The sequence below is a fragment of the Streptomyces sp. SID5464 genome (assembly GCF_009862985.1).
In the GTDB taxonomy this organism is placed as follows: domain Bacteria; phylum Actinomycetota; class Actinomycetes; order Streptomycetales; family Streptomycetaceae; genus Streptomyces; species Streptomyces chartreusis_D.
Window position 1 is genome coordinate 64,660 of the sequence record NZ_WWIQ01000075.1, and the last position, 14,851, is coordinate 79,510.

The window sequence follows — 14,851 nt, forward strand, 5'->3', positions numbered from 1 at the left end:
CCCGCGTTGCGGTCCCCTCCGCCACGCGGGAAGGTCGGACTACAGCCCGCTCCGAGGGAGGTCAGCCATGCCCATCGCAACGGTGAACCCGGCGAACGGCGAGACGCTCAAGACGTACGAGGCCATGGGCGAGGAGGAGATCGAGCGCCGGCTCCAGCTCGCGGAGGCCACGTTCCGCACGTACCGGACGACCACGTTCGACGAGCGCGCCCGGCTGATGAGGAAGGCCGCCGACCTCCTCGACGAGGACCAGCGGGACATCGCCCGCGTGATGACCACCGAGATGGGCAAGCCGATCCAGCAGGCCCGGGCCGAGGCCGCGAAGTGCGCCAAGGCGATGCGCTGGTACGCCGACCACGCCGAGGAACTGCTCGCCGACGAGGAGCCCGCCGACACCGACGTGAAGGACTCGGGCGCCTCGCGCGTGCGGGTGCGCTACCGGCCGATGGGCCCGGTGCTGGCGGTCATGCCGTGGAACTTCCCGCTGTGGCAGGTGGTCCGCTTCGCCGCGCCCGCCCTGATGGCGGGGAACGTGGGCCTGCTCAAGCACTCCTCGAACGTCCCGCAGACCGCCCTCTACCTGGAGGACCTGTTCCACCGGGCCGGCTTCACCGAGGGCTGCTTCCAGACCCTGCTGATCGGCTCCGCCGCGGTGGACGAGATCCTGCGCGACGAGCGCGTCAAGGCGGCCACCCTCACCGGCAGCGAGCCCGCGGGCCGCGCGGTCGCCTCGACCGCCGGCGAGATGGTCAAGAAGACGGTGCTGGAGCTGGGCGGCAGCGACCCGTTCGTCGTCATGCCCTCCGCCGACATCGACCGGGCCGCGAAGGTCGCAGTGACCGCACGCGTACAGAACACCGGGCAGTCCTGCATCGCCGCGAAGCGGTTCATCGTTCACACGGACGTCTACGACGCCTTCGCCGAGCGCTTCGCCGAGGGCATGAAGGCGCTCACGGTCGGCGACCCCCTGTCCGAGGACACCGAGGTCGGGCCGCTCTCCAGCGAGCAGGGACTGCGCGATCTGGAGGAGCTGGTCGACGACGCGGTGCGCAGCGGTGCCGAGGTGCTGTGCGGTGGCGAACGGCCCGACGGGCCCGGCTGGTACTACACGCCGACCATCCTCGCCGGCATCACCCGGGAGATGCGCATCCACCGGGAGGAGGCGTTCGGGCCCGTCGCCACGCTGTACCGGGCGGCCGACCTGGACGAGGCCGTGCTGATCGCGAACGACTCGCCGTTCGGACTGAGTTCGAACGTGTGGACGCGGGACGAGGCCGAGGTGGACCGGTTCGTCCGGGACCTGGAGGCGGGCGGTGTGTACTTCAACGGCATGACGGCCTCCCATCCGGCGTTCCCGTTCGGCGGAGTGAAGCGGTCCGGGTACGGGCGTGAGCTGTCCGGGCACGGAATCCGGGAGTTCTGCAACATCACGACCGTTTGGCACGGTGCGTGAGTGTTGCGGGGCTACGATCCCGTCTGTGAACCGCGAAGTGACTCTGCCTCTGATCGTCGACGACCGCGGGACCTTGCAGGTGACTGCGGCCGATGTCAGCAAGTTGTTGCGGACGGTGGGGGGCCGGTGGGTGCGGCTTGTCGAGGCCGGGGAATCCGGGCTCGACGAGGACACGGTCGCCGAGTTGGCCATTGAGCTGGCGAAGCTGGCCGACCGGATCGATGTGGCTTGTATCGCGCACAGCAGTGGGGGTGCGACATGAGCCCTAAGGAGTCTCACTCAGCGCGTTCCAGAACATGGCCTCGTAGGTTTGCAGTAGGCGGCCGTATCGATACGCCCTCCTCTCATCGAGCCGGCCTGCGTCCAGCCCGGCCCGTACCGCCGCCGTCGCCTGGCTCTCCAGCTCCGGGGACGGCTCCGCGAAGAAGTCGAAGAAGGCACACACCTCGTCCGTGAAGCCGTAATGCGTGCGCAGGGCCCGGGCGATGGTCGCGCAATAGCCTCCCCACGCGGAGAAGTTGGCGGTCAGGGCCAGGACGACGTCCGCCGGCGAGGCGTTGAGAGCCAGCCAGGCCACGTACGCGGGGTAGGCCTGGCATCCCGGGAGCGGCTCGTGTTCCGCCGTCCGTGTCTCGTCCACGCCGCACGCCTGTGCGAACGTCGACAGCTGCTCCTCCGCCAGCGCCTCGCCCTCCGCGAGTGTCCTGAAGAAGGCCGCGGCCTCCGGGTCCCTCACGAGGGAGCGCTCCGCCAGGTACTCGAAGGCCCGGCGGTCCGCGGGGATCACCCAGGACTGTTCCAGGGCGAGCGCGGCGAGGGTGGAGCGGGGCGCCGTGCCGTCGGCGATGCGGGGGACCAGGGGGTTGGACCGCGGGTTGGGAGCGAGGTCCGCCGTGGTCGTCTGCAGCAGGTCCCGGGCCGGGTGCGTCATCGCGTCCTTTCGTCGTCGAGGTGTCGGGACGAGCCTGGCACGGCGTCCCCGATACGGAGTAGTCCGGCGCGAGTTCGGCGCCCCACCGGGTGATCGTGGTTGCTGGAGCTCTACGAGGCCGGGCCGCTCGCACCGCACGGACGAGACGATGTGAGATGAGCGAAGAGACGATCACCGAAACGCCGCCCCCGGCCCGGGGCCGACCCGCGCTCGACCTGTCCGGCGCGGACTTCTGCCCGGTCCCTCGCGAGCTGATGGACGAGGGTCCGGTCACCCGGATCAAGCTGCCCAACGGGGAAGGCTGGGCCTGGCTGGTCACCCGCCGCGACGACGTGTGCACGGTGACCGAGGACCCGCGCTTCGGCCCGGAGGCCGTCATGGACCGGCAGGTCACACGGCTGGCCCCGCACTTCGTCCCGGCCTGTGGCGGGGTCGGCTTCCTGGACGCACCGAACCACACCCGGCTGCACCGCAGCGTCGCCGCGGCGTTCACGCCGCGCGGGGTGGCGCGGGTGCGCGAGCGGTCCCGCCGCATGCTGGCGGAACTGGTCGACGAGATGCTCCAGGACGGCCCGCCGGCCGACCTGACCGAGACCGTGCTCAGCCCGTTCCCCATCGCGGTGGTGTGCGAGCTGATGGGCGTCCCGGCCGCCGACCGGCAGGGCATGCACACCTGGACCCAGCTGGTCCTGTCCTCCTCGCACGGCGCCGACGCCGGCGAGAAGGCGAAGAAGGAGATGGGAGCCTACTTCTCGGACCTGATCGGTCTGCGCGAGGGCGGCACCGGCGAGGACGTCACGTCCCTGCTCGGCGCCGCCGTGGGCCGCGGCGAGATCACTCTGGGGGAGGCGGTGGGCCTGGCGGTGCTCCTCCAGATCGGCGGCGAGGCGGTCACCTCCAACGGCGGCCAGGTGTTCCACATCCTGCTGACCCATCCCGAACTCGGCGAGCGGCTGCGCGCCGAACCGGAGATCCGCCCGCGGGCCGTCGACGAACTGCTGCGCTGGATCCTGCACCGCAACGCGGTCGGCCTGTCGCGGATCGCCCTGGAGGACGTGGAGACGGGGGGCGTCCGGATCCGGGCGGGCGACGCGATCTACGTGTCGTACCGGGCCGCGAACCGCGACCCGGACGTCTTCCCCTGTCCGGGGACGATCGACTTCATCCGCCACCCGAACCCGCACGTCTCCTTCGGCCTCGGCCCGCACCACGCCCCCGGCGGTGTGCTGGCCAGGCTGGAGTCGGAACTCCTGGTCGACGCGCTCCTCGACGGCGTGCCCGGACTGCGGCTCGCCGTCCCCGCCGAGGATGTGCCGTTCAGGAAGGGCGCGCTGATCCGCGACCCCGAGGCCCTGCCCGTGACGTGGTGAGACGGCGATGCCCGCAGGCGGCGAAACCGGAGTCCATCGCGAACTGGACCGTTGCCGTCTTCGACGCCTTCGGCACCTCGAACACGACCCAGCCGAGCGCCTTCGCACCGGGCTTCAGGCGGACGTCGGAGGACATCGACGGGCCGGCGGTCACGTCGGCGAAGGTGGACTGGAACTTGGCCGGTGCGGCGCTCGCCTTCGCGGCGGGCTTCTTCGCGGCCTGCTGCCCGCTGTCGGCCCTGGCGGACGCCGTGGCCTCGGGCTTTGTCGACGACCGTGTCGCCGGAGCCGCACCCGGTGATGGTGAGCGCACCGATCACGGCCGCCGCCGCGGCGGTGATCCTGATGCGACTGTGAACGGCCCCCTCCATGACCAGGAGGGGGCCGCCCTGTGCGCGCGGGAGGAGAACGCCGGTTACCGGATCGGCGTGCCCGACAGCGTCCGGGCGATCACCAGGCGCTGGATCTCGCTGGTGCCTTCGAAGATCGTGTAGATCGCCGCGTCCCGGTGCATCCGCTCCACCGGGTACTCCCGCGTGTAGCCGTTGCCGCCGAGGATCTGGATCGCCTGGGCCGTGACCTTCTTGGCCGTCTCGCTCGCGAACAGCTTGGACATCGAGCCCTCGGCCGCCGTGAACGGCTTGCCGTTGACCGCCATCCAGGAGGCGCGCCACACGAGGAGCCGGGCCGCGTCGATGGAGGTGCGCATGTCCGCGAGCTGGAACGCCACGCCCTGGTTGTCGATGATCGGCCGCCCGAACTGCTCCCGGGTCTTGGCGTAGTCGAGGGCGACCTCGTAGGCGGCCCGGGCCGTACCGACCGCCATGGCCCCCACCGCCGGGCGCGACGCCTCGAACGTGGCCATCGCCGCGTTCTTCACGCGCTCCCCGCCCTGCTTGGCCTTCTCCCGCGCCCGGGCGAGCCGCTCGTCCAGCTTCTCCTTGCCGCCGAGCAGGCAGGAGCCGGGAACGCGCACGTTGTCCAGGATGACCTCGGCGGTGTGCGAGGCGCGGATGCCGTGCTTCTTGAACTTCTGCCCCTGGGACAGGCCTTCGGTGCCCGGCGGGATGATGAAGGAGGCGTGCCCCTTGGAGCCGAGCTCGGGGTCGACGACCGCGACCACGACGTGGACGTTGGCGATGCCGCCGTTGGTCGCCCAGGTCTTGGTGCCGTTGATCACCCACTCGTCCTTGGCCTCGTCGTACACGGCCCGGGTGCGCATGGAGGCAACGTCGGAGCCGGCGTCGGGCTCGGAGGAGCAGAACGCGGCGACCTTGACGTCATTGGCGTCGCCGTACATCTGCGGGATCCAGGTGCCGATCTGCTCCTCGGTGCCGTTGGCGAGGACGCCGACGGCGGCGAGTCCGGTGCCGACGATGGACAGGGCTATGCCCGCGTCGCCCCAGAACAGCTCCTCCATCGCCATGGGGATGCCGAGGCCGGTGGGGTCGAAGTACTGCTGGGCGTAGAAGTCCAGGGAGTAGATGCCGACCTTGGCGGCCTCCTGGATGACCGGCCAGGGAGTCTCCTCACGCTCGTCCCATTCGGCGGCCGCGGGGCGGATGACATCGGCCGCGAAGCCGTGCAGCCAGTCCCGGACCTCCTTCTGTTCGTCGTTGAGCTCCATGGTGAACTCGGCCATGTCGTCCCCTCCAGCGGCACACATGCATGTTACTTGCGGTAACACCAGTCTGTTACCGGCGGGTAGTCGAAGTCAACTCCTACCGACCGGTCGGCACCCGTTCGGTGTCCGGGGCATGTTTGAGTGTTAGTTTGCGCAGGCGTCATCGAATCAGCACGGGTGGGGAGAGCACATGGACACCACGCAGCGGACCGACCAGCAACGGTCCGCCGACCGCCGACGGCGTGAGCTGCTGGAAGCCGCCGACCGAGTGGTGCTGCGCGACGGTCCGCATGCCTCGATGAACGCGATCGCGGCGGAGGCCGGCATCACCAAGCCGATCCTCTACCGGCACTTCGGTGACAAGGGCGGACTATACGCCGCCCTCGCCAAGCGGCACACGGACGCGCTGCTGGACTCGCTCCGGGCGGCCCTGGACGCGCCGGCGGAGAGGCGGGAGCGGGTCGAGGCGACGCTGGACACGTATCTCGCGGCGATCGAGGCGCGGCCGCAGGTGTACCGGTTCCTGATGCATCCGGCGGAGGGGAGCCAGCCGGGCGATCAGGGATTCGATGTCGGCAAGCACAGTGCGCCGCTGTTGCGACGGATGGGTGAGGAGCTGGCCCAGGTCATCGAGGAGCGACTGGACCTCGGGCCGGGTGGGCAGCAACTCGCTCGCGTGTGGGGGCACGGGATCGTCGGCATGATGCATGCGGCCGGGGACTGGTGGCTGGGGGAACGGCCTTGTTCCCGGGCCGAGTTGGTGCGGAGTCTGGCTGATCTGTTGTGGGGGCGGCTTGCGGCTGCGGGAGACCGGATGGGGGGTCCGGGGTTCTGACCGTTGCGTCTCGGCTGACGGCCGGTGGGGGTTGTTCCCGCCCACGCGGCGGAGCCGCATATTGAACACAGCCCCGCGCCCCCAAAGACGGTAGGTCACCCTCAGCGACCCCAAGAAGACCTGGCCACCTGGCGCATCAGCCTGCGATGGCGCCAGCCCTTGAGGTGGTCCGCGTAGATACGGCCGTCCAAGTGGTCGTACTCGTGCTGGAGGCAGCGGGCGAAGAAGCCCGTTCCATGCACGGTGACCGGGTCCCCGGTCACCGTGAAGCCCTCGACCACCGCGTGGTCGTAGCGTTCCGTGGCCGCCTCCAGGCCCGGTAGGGACAGGCAGCCCTCCGGGCCCCGGATCACCACTCCGTCCGCCTCGACCAGGCGCGGGTTGACCACGTGGCCCAGGTGCCGGACGTCCTCGTCGTCGGGGCAGTCGTAGACGAAGACCCGCAGCGGCTCGCCGATCTGGTTGGCGGCGAGTCCGACGCCCTGGGCGGCGTACATGGTCGCGAACAAGTCCTCGACGAGCCGGGCCAGTTCGGGGCCGAAATCGGTGACCTCCGCGCAGGGTGCGTGCAGGAGCGGGTCGCCGTGCAGGGTGAGGGGTCTCACGTGGCCGTGGGCGCCGGGGATGGAGCTGTTTCGCATGGCCGCAAGAGTAAGGTCCCTGTCATTCCGCGCCTCCCACACGACTTCACCACAGTGCCGCGGTTCGGGAGTGCTAATGGATCTCGATAGGCTGAGGTCCACACCACGTGGCCGTCAGGCTTCAAGGCGCGGCGCGTACGCAAGGAGGATCGAGAACTGATGGCAGGCAACTCGGACCCGCTCTCGCCGCGGGCCAAGCTGGCCGTGACCGCGGGCAAGGCGGTCGCGGCGGCATCGCGCGCCGCGGGGCGCGGCAGCGGTTCGGTGATCGGCGGCCGGGTGGCGCTCAAGCTCGACCCCGACCTCCTCGCCCGGCTCGCCCAGAACCTGGACGTGATCCTGGTCTCCGCGACGAACGGCAAGACCACGACCACCCGGCTCATCGCCGAGGCCCTGCGCGCCGCGGGACCGGTCGTCTCCAACGCGCTCGGCGCCAACATGCCGGCCGGCATCACCTCGGCCCTCGCGGGCAGCTCGGACGCCCGGTACGGCGTCATCGAGGTCGACGAGAAGTACCTCGCCGGCGTCGCCCGGGACACCGCGCCGAAGTGCATCGCCCTGCTCAACCTCTCCCGTGACCAGCTCGACCGCGCCGCCGAGACCCGCATGCTCGCCGAGAACTGGCGGGAGGGGCTCGCCGGTTCCAAGGCCGTGGTGGTGGCCAACTGCGACGACCCGCTGGTGGTGTGGGCGGCCTCCTCCTCCCCCAATGTGATCTGGGTCGCCGCCGGTCAGATGTGGAAGGACGACGCCTGGTCCTGCCCGTCGTGCGGTGGCGTGATGCAGCGCCCGGGCGACGACTGGTACTGCGGCGAGTGCGGCTTCCGCCGTCCGACGCCGAGCTGGGCGCTCTCCGGCGACCACGTCCTGGACCCGCACGGCTCCGCCTGGCCGATCCACCTCCAGCTGCCCGGCCGCGCCAACAAGGCCAACGCCGCCTCCTCGGCCGCCGTCGCCGCCGTGTTCGGCGTGCCGCCGCAGGTCGCGCTGGAGCGCATGTACCAGGTGCAGGCGGTCGCCGGCCGGTACGACGTCGTCCAGTTCCAGGGCCGTGACCTCAGACTCCTCCTCGCGAAGAACCCGGCCGGCTGGCTGGAGACGTTCTCCCTGATCGACCCGCCGCCCGCCCCGGTCATCCTGTCCGTGAACGCGCGCTCCGCCGACGGCACCGACACCTCCTGGCTGTGGGACGTCGACTACACGCGCCTGACCGGCCACCCGATCTGCGTCGTCGGTGACCGGCGGCTGGACCTCGCGGTGCGCCTGGAGGTCGCCGACCAGCACTTCCAGGTCTACGAGAACCTCGACCAGGCCGTGCAGGCCTGCCCGCCGGGCCGGATCGAGGTCATCGCCAATTACACGGCGTTCCAGGACCTGCGCCGCCGGGTCGGCAACTGAGCACGAGACGAGACGTCAGGGGACTTTTGTGAGCGACAACCAACTGCGGGTCGTCTGGGTCTATCCCGACCTGCTCAGCACCTACGGCGACCAGGGCAACGTCCTGGTCGTGGAGCGCCGGGCCCGCCAGCGCGGCCTGGACGTGGCGCGGCTGGACGTGCGCAGCGACCAGGCGATCCCGACCTCCGGCGACATCTACCTGATCGGCGGCGGCGAGGACCGTCCGCAGCGGCTCGCGGCCGAGCGGCTGCGCCGGGACGGCGGACTGCAGCGGGCCGTGGAGAACGGCGCCATCGTGTTCTCCGTGTGCGCCGGCTACCAGATCCTCGGCCACGAGTTCATCAACGACCTGGGGCAGCGCGAGCCCGGCCTCGGTCTGCTGGACGTGGTGTCCGTGCGCGGCGAGGGCGCCCGGTGCGTCGGTGACGTGCTGGGCGACATCGACCCGCGCCTCGGCCTGCCCCCGCTGACCGGCTTCGAGAACCACCAGGGCGTCACCCACCTCGGCCCCACCGCCCGCCCGCTCGCCCGGGTGCGCTTCGGCAACGGCAACGGCACGGGTGACGGCACGGAAGGCGCGTACAACGACACCGTCTTCGGCACGTACATGCACGGCCCGGTGCTGGCGCGCAACCCGCTGATCGCGGACCTGCTGCTGAAGCTGGCGCTCGACGTCAACGCGCTGCCGCCCACGGACGACCGCTGGTACGAGGCACTGCGCAACGAACGCATCGCCGCTGCTCAGCAGCCCGCGTGAGCGCTGCGCGGCAGCGTACCGAAAGGACGCGTCAACCTGCTGGTCAACAGCCCGTCTGACGGCACATCCGCACAGGTGAGCGGGGTCGTCCAGCAGGCGGACGCACGGTTCGGTCCGGCCCCCTCCTGCCGCTAGGGTGGCGGGGATTCGAGCCGGACAATGTGGTCCGGTCCCGGCCCACGTTGAGAAGGTTTTTCGGGCTATGCGCATTGGTGTCCTCACGTCCGGCGGCGACTGCCCCGGCCTGAACGCCGTCATCCGGTCCGTCGTGCACCGCGCCGTCGTCGACCACGGCGACGAGGTCATCGGCTTCCGGGACGGCTGGAAGGGCCTTCTGGAGTGCGACTACCTCAAGCTCGACCTCGACGCGGTGGGTGGCATCCTCGCCCGCGGCGGTACGATCCTCGGCTCCTCCCGGGTCCGTCCCGAGCACCTGCGGGACGGCGTGGAGCGGGCCAGGGGACACGTCGAGGAACTCGGGCTCGACGCGATCATCCCCATCGGCGGCGAGGGCACGCTCAAGGCTGCCCGGCTGCTGTCCGACAACGGCCTGCCGATCGTCGGCGTGCCGAAGACCATCGACAACGACATCGCCGTCACGGACGTCACCTTCGGCTTCGACACGGCCGTGGGGGTGGCGACCGAGGCCCTCGACCGGCTCAAGACCACCGCCGAGTCCCACCAGCGCGTGCTGATCGTGGAGGTGATGGGCCGGCACACCGGCTGGATCGCGCTGCACTCCGGCATGGCGGCCGGCGCGCACGCCATCGTCGTACCCGAGCGGCCCTTCGACATAGAGGAGCTGACCAGGCGGGTCGGCGAACGGTTCGAGGCGGGCAAGCGCTTCGCGATCGTGGTGGCGGCGGAGGGGGCCAAGCCCCGCGCCGGGACCATGGAGTTCGACGAGGGCGGCAAGGACATCTACGGGCACGAGCGGTTCGCCGGGATCGCCCGTCAGCTGTCGGTCGAGCTGGAGGGACGCCTCGGCAAGGAGGCCCGGCCGGTGATCCTCGGGCATGTGCAGCGTGGTGGGACGCCGACCGCCTACGACCGGGTACTGGCCACGCGGTTCGGGTGGCACGCGGTGGAGGCGGTGCACCGGGGCGAGTTCGGGCAGATGACCGCCCTTCGGGGCACCGACATAGTGATGGTGCCGTTGGCCGAGGCCGTGGAGACGCTGAAGACCGTGCCGGACGATCGGTACGAAGAGGCGGAGTGCGTTCTCTGAGGCTGCGCTGATCCGTCGGGTGCGGGGTCTGTGTGGCTTGTCGCGCAGTTGTCCGCGCCCCTGGTCCGCCCCCGGTCACCTGTGTGGCCGGGGGCGGTTCTACTCTTGGGGCGGACACATTGCTGCACACCCCCACGAAACAGGAGCCGGCGGTATGGATCACAGCGGGCACGGCATGACCATGGATCTGCCGCCGTTCACGCTGGGACGAGGGCTGGAGTGGTCGGCGGACCCGTTCTTCCTCGTCGCGTGCCTGGCCGGACTGGCGCTGTACGGGTGGGGTGTCGCGCGGCTGGTGCGGCGCGGGGACAAGTGGCCGGTGGGGCGCACGGTCGCCTACGTCATCGGCGTGCTGAGCATCGTGCTCATGATGTGCACCCGGCTGAACGACTACGGCATGGTCATGTTCAGCGTGCACATGGTGCAGCACATGGTGATCAGCATGGTGTCGCCGATCCTGATCCTGCTCGGTGCGCCGATCACGCTCGCGCTGCGCGCGCTGCCGACGGCGGGGCGAGGCCGCAAGGGACCGCGGGAGCTGCTGCTGATGTTCCTGCACAGCCGGTACATGCGGATCGTCACGCACCCGGCGTTCACCATCCCCCTGTTCATCGCGAGCCTGTACGGGCTGTACTTCACGCCGCTGTTCGACACCCTGATGGGCTCCAAGGCGGGGCACATCGGGATGATGGTGCACTTCCTCGCGGTCGGTCTGGTGTTCTTCTGGCCGATCATGGGCGTGGACCCGGGCCCGCACCGGCCGGGCTATCTGATGCGGATGCTGGAGCTGTTCGCGGGCATGCCGTTCCACGCGTTCTTCGGCATCGCGCTGATGATGGCGTCCGAGCCGATGGTCGAGACGTTCAAGAACCCGCCCGCCTCGCTCGGCATCGAGGCGCTCTCCGACCAGAACGCGGCGGGCGGCATCGCCTGGGCGTTCAGCGAGATCCCGTCCGTGCTGGTGCTGGTCGCGCTGCTGTTCCAGTGGTACGCCTCGGACCAGCGGCAGGCCAGGCGCGAGGACCGGGCCGCCGACCGCGACGGGGACAAGGAACTCGAGGCTTACAACGCCTATTTGAGCTCGCTGCACGCGCGCGGGAACTGACTTTTCCCCCGCCTCAAGGCGCCCGTTCATCCTCGCTCTGCTCTTTCTCCACAACGCGGCTGAATAGCATTTTCCTTCAGTAGCATGAAACGCGTCGGGGGAACCGCAGGGGGGAGCGGTGATGCGGAGGTTCGCTGTCCTGGTCGCTTTTCTGCTGGCTCTCGGGGGGTGCGATTCGGGCGGGTCCTTGTTCGAGGTGAAGGCGGTCGCCGCGGGAGTTCCGTCCCTGGCGCCCTTCTTCGCCGAGGACAGCGGGCTCGGCCGGGACGGGCAGGTGCGGTCGCGGGCCGTGCCGGGTGGCCTGCAGCAGGGGGACACGCCTGGGCTGTACGGAGGGACGAAGCAGCCGGGGATCTGTGATGTCGAGCGGCTGAAGCGGTTCCTCACCGCGCCGCGGAACGCCCGTAAGGCGCGGGTGTGGGCGGCCGCCCTCGACCTCCGCACGGACGAGATTCCGGGATATCTCGACCGGCTCACACCGGTTCTCCTGCGTCACGACACCCTCGCACTGAACCACGACTACAAAAAGGGAAAGGCCGTTCCCTTCCGTGCCCTGCTCCAGGCGGGAATCGCGATTCTCGTCGACGAGCAGGGGCTCCCGTCGGTCAAATGTTCGTGCGGAAATCCGCTGCGGCCCTTCGAGGGCGACACGAGCCGGATATCCGTCACGTTCGGGGACGGCAACGAGAAGTGGCGGGGATACGACCGTGCCGAGGTGGTGGTCGTACGGCCCGCTCCCCGGAAGCTGGAGCGCATCGCCCTCGTCGACGTCCAGGACCCCGGCCGGGGCATCGAGCGGCCCGTCGGCACGACCGGTGAGGCCGACGCCGGGTTCGACGCGACGGAGCGGCGGGCCGTGCCGCGTCTCGCCGGGACGACGTTCGGGGAGGCGAGCCGGCGGCTGGCCGATGCGGGGCTTGCGGTCGCGTTCAGGGGCGGGGGGCCGCCTCCGGACCGTGCGCGGGTCATCGCGTCCGACCCGGGAGCGGGTGTCGAGCTGCGGTTCGGGGCGTATGTGACGCTGAGCGTGGCGGCGGAGCCGGGGACGGAGGGGCGGCGTACGTCGGCACCCGCGCCATCGGCGTCCTCCGCTCCCCCTGTCGGCTCCAGGCCTCCGACGAGTACCGGGCCCACGCCTTCCCGTCAGTCCCCGTCGAAGGCGCCGCCCAGCTCCGCGCCGCCGTCTGAGGCGAGCGCCGCGCCCAGGAGCAGCACACCGCCCACGGCGACCGGCTCACCTCCGCAGGTCACCAGCTCGGCTCCCCCGCGGGTCACCGGTTCGCCTCCCCCGGCGACTGTCTCGCCTCCCACAGGTGCACCGGTCACGAGCAGCGCGCCGCCGCCGACGAACAGCACGCCCGCGTCCAGCGCTCCGGCGACGACTGCCCCTGTGACGACTGCCCCCGCGTCCAGCGCTCCGGCGACCACCCCGCCCACCCCGAGCACCAATGTCTAGGACCGCACCCCCGCCGAACCCTGGAGTCACCGGATGTCCTCAGGATCACCGAGGTCGGGAGCGGGCCGGATCATCGCCGGCCGTTATCTGCTGCTGCGCCGGCTCGGCAGCGGCGGCATGGGGCACGTCTGGCTCGCCCACGACCAGAAACTCGCCTGCGAGGTCGCGCTCAAGGAGATCGTGTTCCGCGACCCGGCCGAAGCCGGAAACGAGAGGGAGGCGCGGGTCGCCCGGGCCCGGGCGGAGGCCCGGCACGCGGCCGGGCTGCGCGGACACCCGCACGTGGTGACGGTGCACGACGTGCTGGAGCACGAGGGGCTGCCGTGGATCGTCATGGAGTACGTGGCGGGCGCCGTCGACCTGCGGGAGCTGGTGACCCGGCGCGGGCCGCTCGCCCCGGCCGAGTGTGCCCGCGTCGGTCTGGCCGTGCTGGACGCGCTGACCGCGGGGCACGAGCGGGGTGTGATGCACCGGGACGTGAAGCCGGCCAACATCCTGCTCGCGCCGGACCGCGCGGGCTCACCGTACGGGCGGGTACTGCTCACCGACTACGGCATCTCCGTGCAGCCGGACGGCGGTGAGACGCGGTACACGAGGGCGTCCGTGCTGGTCGGCACGGCGGGGTATCTGGCGCCTGAGCGTGCGTCCGGCGGTACGCCGACGCCGGCCGCCGACCTCTTCTCCCTGGGCTGCACGCTGTACTTCGGCGTCGAGGGCCGCGGCCCCTTCGAGCGCGAGTCGCACCTGGCGGCGCTCACCGCGGCGGTCATGGAGGAGCCGCTCGCGCCGGTACGGGCCGGGGCTCTGGAACCCGTGCTGCACGGGCTGCTCGCCAAGGATCCGGAGCTGCGGATGACCGCCCAGGAGGCCGAGGCCGCGCTGTCGGGGCTCGTCACGCCCCACGTGGAGGCGTTCGAGCGGACCAGGACGGATCCCGGATCGCCGTCCCCCTGGGAGACCCCGCCCGCGCCCACGGCCGGGCCGGACGGTTCCGGACCGGTCACCGCCACGCCCGGCGTCACCGCGCCCGGCGCACGGCGAAGGCGGCGCTCCCCCGCCCTCCGGGCCGTCGCCGCCTGCGGTCTCGGGCTGGTCCTCGCGCTCGGCGGCGTCTGGTACGCGCTGGCCGACCGGGCGGGCGGTGGGACGGCCCGGCCGTACGGGGAGGCCGTGGGGCTGGGGAAGCCGCTCGCGGACGGGGACTGTGTGCTCGCGGACTGGCCGGGCGGGACCCGGTTCGCCGGCACGCCCCGGCTCTCCCTGGACCCGACCTGCCGGGACCAGGCGCCCGACGGGCAGGTGGTGGCGTTCGCCGAGGCGGCCTCGCCGGACGAGGCGCGGAAGCTGGGACCGGTCCGGTGCGAGGAGCTGACCCGGGAGCTGCGGGACCGGCTCGCCGATGTCCGCAGCCACGCCGTCGTGCCGAGCGGCGCCGGGTTCGAGGCGGCGGGGCGGCGCACCGCCTGCCTGGTGCTGGGCGCGCACGGGCCGCTGTACGGGCCGCTCGGGGAGCGACGTAGGTTCGGTACGCCGTTCGCCGACACCGCGACCATGCAGAAGCGGGACTGCCTGGACGTCCGTTCGAACCGGGAGGCGCGGCTGGTGCCGTGCGGCGGGCGGTACGACCAGCAGGTGCTGGGGTTCACCCGACTGGGCGCCGATGTGACGCTCGCCGAGGCGCGGACCTCGTCGGACGCGGCATGCGCCCGGGAGGTGGCGCCGCGCGACTACGGCTTCGACCCGTCCGTCTACGAAGCGGGTTCGTGGACCAGCGACGGACCCTGGAAATCCGGTACTCATGTCGTCGTCTGCACCGTCAGGAGGCAGAACGGGGGCACCATGGAGGGGACAGAACCATGAGGAGGGTGTTGCGATGCCCGGTTCCACGAACGGTTCGAACGCGACGAAGACCATGGGAGTCGTCACCGTCGGCGGCCTCGTCCTGGTGACGGCCTACACGGTGGCGCTGGGCAGCAACGGCTGGCTGTGGTTCGGCTGGGTCGTCCTGGGCCTGATCACCCTCGGGATGGTGGTCACCACGAAGAGCACCTGA

At 71.1% G+C, this 14,851-nt stretch carries 15 protein-coding genes and 1 pseudogene; 12 read left to right on the top strand and 4 right to left on the bottom strand.

Features of this window, described 5'->3' with window-relative positions:
* Positions 1-67: 67 nt before the first annotated feature.
* Both GTY47_RS36550 and GTY47_RS36555 read left to right on the top strand, forming a co-directional pair.
* A complete protein-coding gene (locus GTY47_RS36550; RefSeq protein ID WP_010041019.1) occupies positions 68-1,453 on the top strand; it encodes an NADP-dependent succinic semialdehyde dehydrogenase in 1,386 nt (461 codons plus the stop codon).
* A 25-nt stretch (positions 1,454-1,478) separates the two neighbouring features.
* On the top strand, positions 1,479-1,715 hold the full coding sequence (locus GTY47_RS36555) for a DUF6213 family protein (RefSeq protein ID WP_029181253.1): 237 nt from the start codon (positions 1,479-1,481) through the stop codon (positions 1,713-1,715).
* 3 nt (positions 1,716-1,718) lie between these two features.
* Here the strand turns inward: GTY47_RS36555 and GTY47_RS36560 are convergent, their stop codons facing one another.
* Entirely contained in the window at positions 1,719-2,384 is a 666-nt protein-coding gene (locus GTY47_RS36560; RefSeq protein WP_010041021.1) for a transcriptional regulator, read from the bottom strand.
* A 155-nt stretch (positions 2,385-2,539) separates the two neighbouring features.
* On the opposite strand from GTY47_RS36560, the gene GTY47_RS36565 reads away from it, so the two are divergent.
* Positions 2,540-3,754, top strand: coding sequence for a cytochrome P450 (locus GTY47_RS36565; protein ID WP_010041024.1), 1,215 nt, complete (start codon positions 2,540-2,542; stop codon positions 3,752-3,754).
* Positions 3,751-4,248, top strand: a complete 498-nt coding sequence (locus GTY47_RS36570) for a hypothetical protein (protein WP_158688415.1) — start codon at positions 3,751-3,753, stop codon at positions 4,246-4,248. Before GTY47_RS36565 ends, GTY47_RS36570 begins: the two co-directional genes overlap by 4 nt.
* On the opposite strand, the gene GTY47_RS36575 is transcribed toward GTY47_RS36570, so the two are convergent.
* A complete protein-coding gene (locus tag GTY47_RS36575) occupies positions 4,170-5,396 on the bottom strand; it encodes an acyl-CoA dehydrogenase family protein (RefSeq protein WP_010041027.1) in 1,227 nt (408 codons plus the stop codon). The two genes, GTY47_RS36570 and GTY47_RS36575, sit on opposite strands and share 79 nt — an antisense overlap.
* 172 nt (positions 5,397-5,568) lie before the next feature.
* On the opposite strand from GTY47_RS36575, the gene GTY47_RS36580 reads away from it, so the two are divergent.
* A complete protein-coding gene (locus GTY47_RS36580; protein WP_010041030.1) occupies positions 5,569-6,213 on the top strand; it encodes a TetR family transcriptional regulator in 645 nt (214 codons plus the stop codon).
* A gap of 101 nt (positions 6,214-6,314) precedes the next feature.
* Here GTY47_RS36580 and def read toward each other — a convergent pair whose 3' ends face one another.
* A complete protein-coding gene (gene def / locus GTY47_RS36585; RefSeq protein ID WP_010041032.1) occupies positions 6,315-6,854 on the bottom strand; it encodes a peptide deformylase in 540 nt (179 codons plus the stop codon).
* 159 nt (positions 6,855-7,013) lie between these two features.
* Between def and GTY47_RS36590 the strand changes: the two genes are divergently transcribed.
* From GTY47_RS36590 to GTY47_RS42000, 5 genes and pseudogenes are all read left to right on the top strand, one after another.
* Positions 7,014-8,252, top strand: a complete 1,239-nt coding sequence (locus GTY47_RS36590) for a MurT ligase domain-containing protein (protein ID WP_010041034.1) — start codon at positions 7,014-7,016, stop codon at positions 8,250-8,252.
* Positions 8,253-8,280: 28 nt separating this feature from the next.
* Complete coding sequence (locus GTY47_RS36595) at positions 8,281-9,009, top strand: glutamine amidotransferase (RefSeq protein WP_010041035.1); 729 nt, start codon at positions 8,281-8,283, stop codon at positions 9,007-9,009.
* Positions 9,010-9,211: 202 nt separating this feature from the next.
* The gene (locus GTY47_RS36600; protein ID WP_010041036.1) at positions 9,212-10,237 is read left to right on the top strand and encodes a 6-phosphofructokinase; all 1,026 of its coding nucleotides are present in this window, start codon (positions 9,212-9,214) and stop codon (positions 10,235-10,237) included.
* A gap of 154 nt (positions 10,238-10,391) precedes the next feature.
* Positions 10,392-11,342 (top strand): cytochrome c oxidase assembly protein, encoded by a 951-nt coding sequence (locus GTY47_RS36605; protein ID WP_010041037.1) that lies wholly within the window; start codon positions 10,392-10,394, stop codon positions 11,340-11,342.
* 121 nt (positions 11,343-11,463) lie between these two features.
* Positions 11,464-12,360, top strand: a pseudogene (locus GTY47_RS42000) (PASTA domain-containing protein); the annotation flags it as partial.
* A 125-nt stretch (positions 12,361-12,485) separates the two neighbouring features.
* Here the strand turns inward: GTY47_RS42000 and GTY47_RS36610 are convergent.
* Positions 12,486-12,770: a hypothetical protein gene (locus tag GTY47_RS36610; protein ID WP_161286432.1), complete on the bottom strand. Its 285-nt coding sequence runs from the start codon at positions 12,768-12,770 to the stop codon at positions 12,486-12,488.
* A gap of 61 nt (positions 12,771-12,831) precedes the next feature.
* On the opposite strand from GTY47_RS36610, the gene GTY47_RS36615 reads away from it, so the two are divergent.
* Positions 12,832-14,658: a serine/threonine-protein kinase gene (locus GTY47_RS36615; RefSeq protein ID WP_010041042.1), complete on the top strand. Its 1,827-nt coding sequence runs from the start codon at positions 12,832-12,834 to the stop codon at positions 14,656-14,658.
* Between the two features lie 13 nt (positions 14,659-14,671).
* The gene (locus GTY47_RS36620) at positions 14,672-14,851 is read left to right on the top strand and encodes a hypothetical protein (protein ID WP_010041043.1); all 180 of its coding nucleotides are present in this window, start codon (positions 14,672-14,674) and stop codon (positions 14,849-14,851) included.

Bases quoted from the DNA above. Each gene is read 5' to 3' on its own strand.
- GTY47_RS36550 (WP_010041019.1), top strand. From the start codon at position 68: ATGCCCATCGCAACGGTGAACCCGGCGAACGGCGAGACGCTCAAGACG.
- GTY47_RS36560 (WP_010041021.1), bottom strand. From the start codon at position 2,384: ATGACGCACCCGGCCCGGGACCTGCTGCAGACGACCACGGCGGACCTC.
- GTY47_RS36565 (WP_010041024.1), top strand. From the start codon at position 2,540: ATGAGCGAAGAGACGATCACCGAAACGCCGCCCCCGGCCCGGGGCCGA.
- GTY47_RS36575 (WP_010041027.1), bottom strand. From the start codon at position 5,396: ATGGCCGAGTTCACCATGGAGCTCAACGACGAACAGAAGGAGGTCCGG.
- GTY47_RS36580 (WP_010041030.1), top strand. From the start codon at position 5,569: ATGGACACCACGCAGCGGACCGACCAGCAACGGTCCGCCGACCGCCGA.
- def (WP_010041032.1), bottom strand. From the start codon at position 6,854: ATGCGAAACAGCTCCATCCCCGGCGCCCACGGCCACGTGAGACCCCTC.
- GTY47_RS36590 (WP_010041034.1), top strand. From the start codon at position 7,014: ATGGCAGGCAACTCGGACCCGCTCTCGCCGCGGGCCAAGCTGGCCGTG.
- GTY47_RS36600 (WP_010041036.1), top strand. From the start codon at position 9,212: ATGCGCATTGGTGTCCTCACGTCCGGCGGCGACTGCCCCGGCCTGAAC.
- GTY47_RS36605 (WP_010041037.1), top strand. From the start codon at position 10,392: ATGGATCACAGCGGGCACGGCATGACCATGGATCTGCCGCCGTTCACG.
- GTY47_RS36615 (WP_010041042.1), top strand. From the start codon at position 12,832: ATGTCCTCAGGATCACCGAGGTCGGGAGCGGGCCGGATCATCGCCGGC.
- GTY47_RS36620 (WP_010041043.1), top strand. From the start codon at position 14,672: ATGCCCGGTTCCACGAACGGTTCGAACGCGACGAAGACCATGGGAGTC.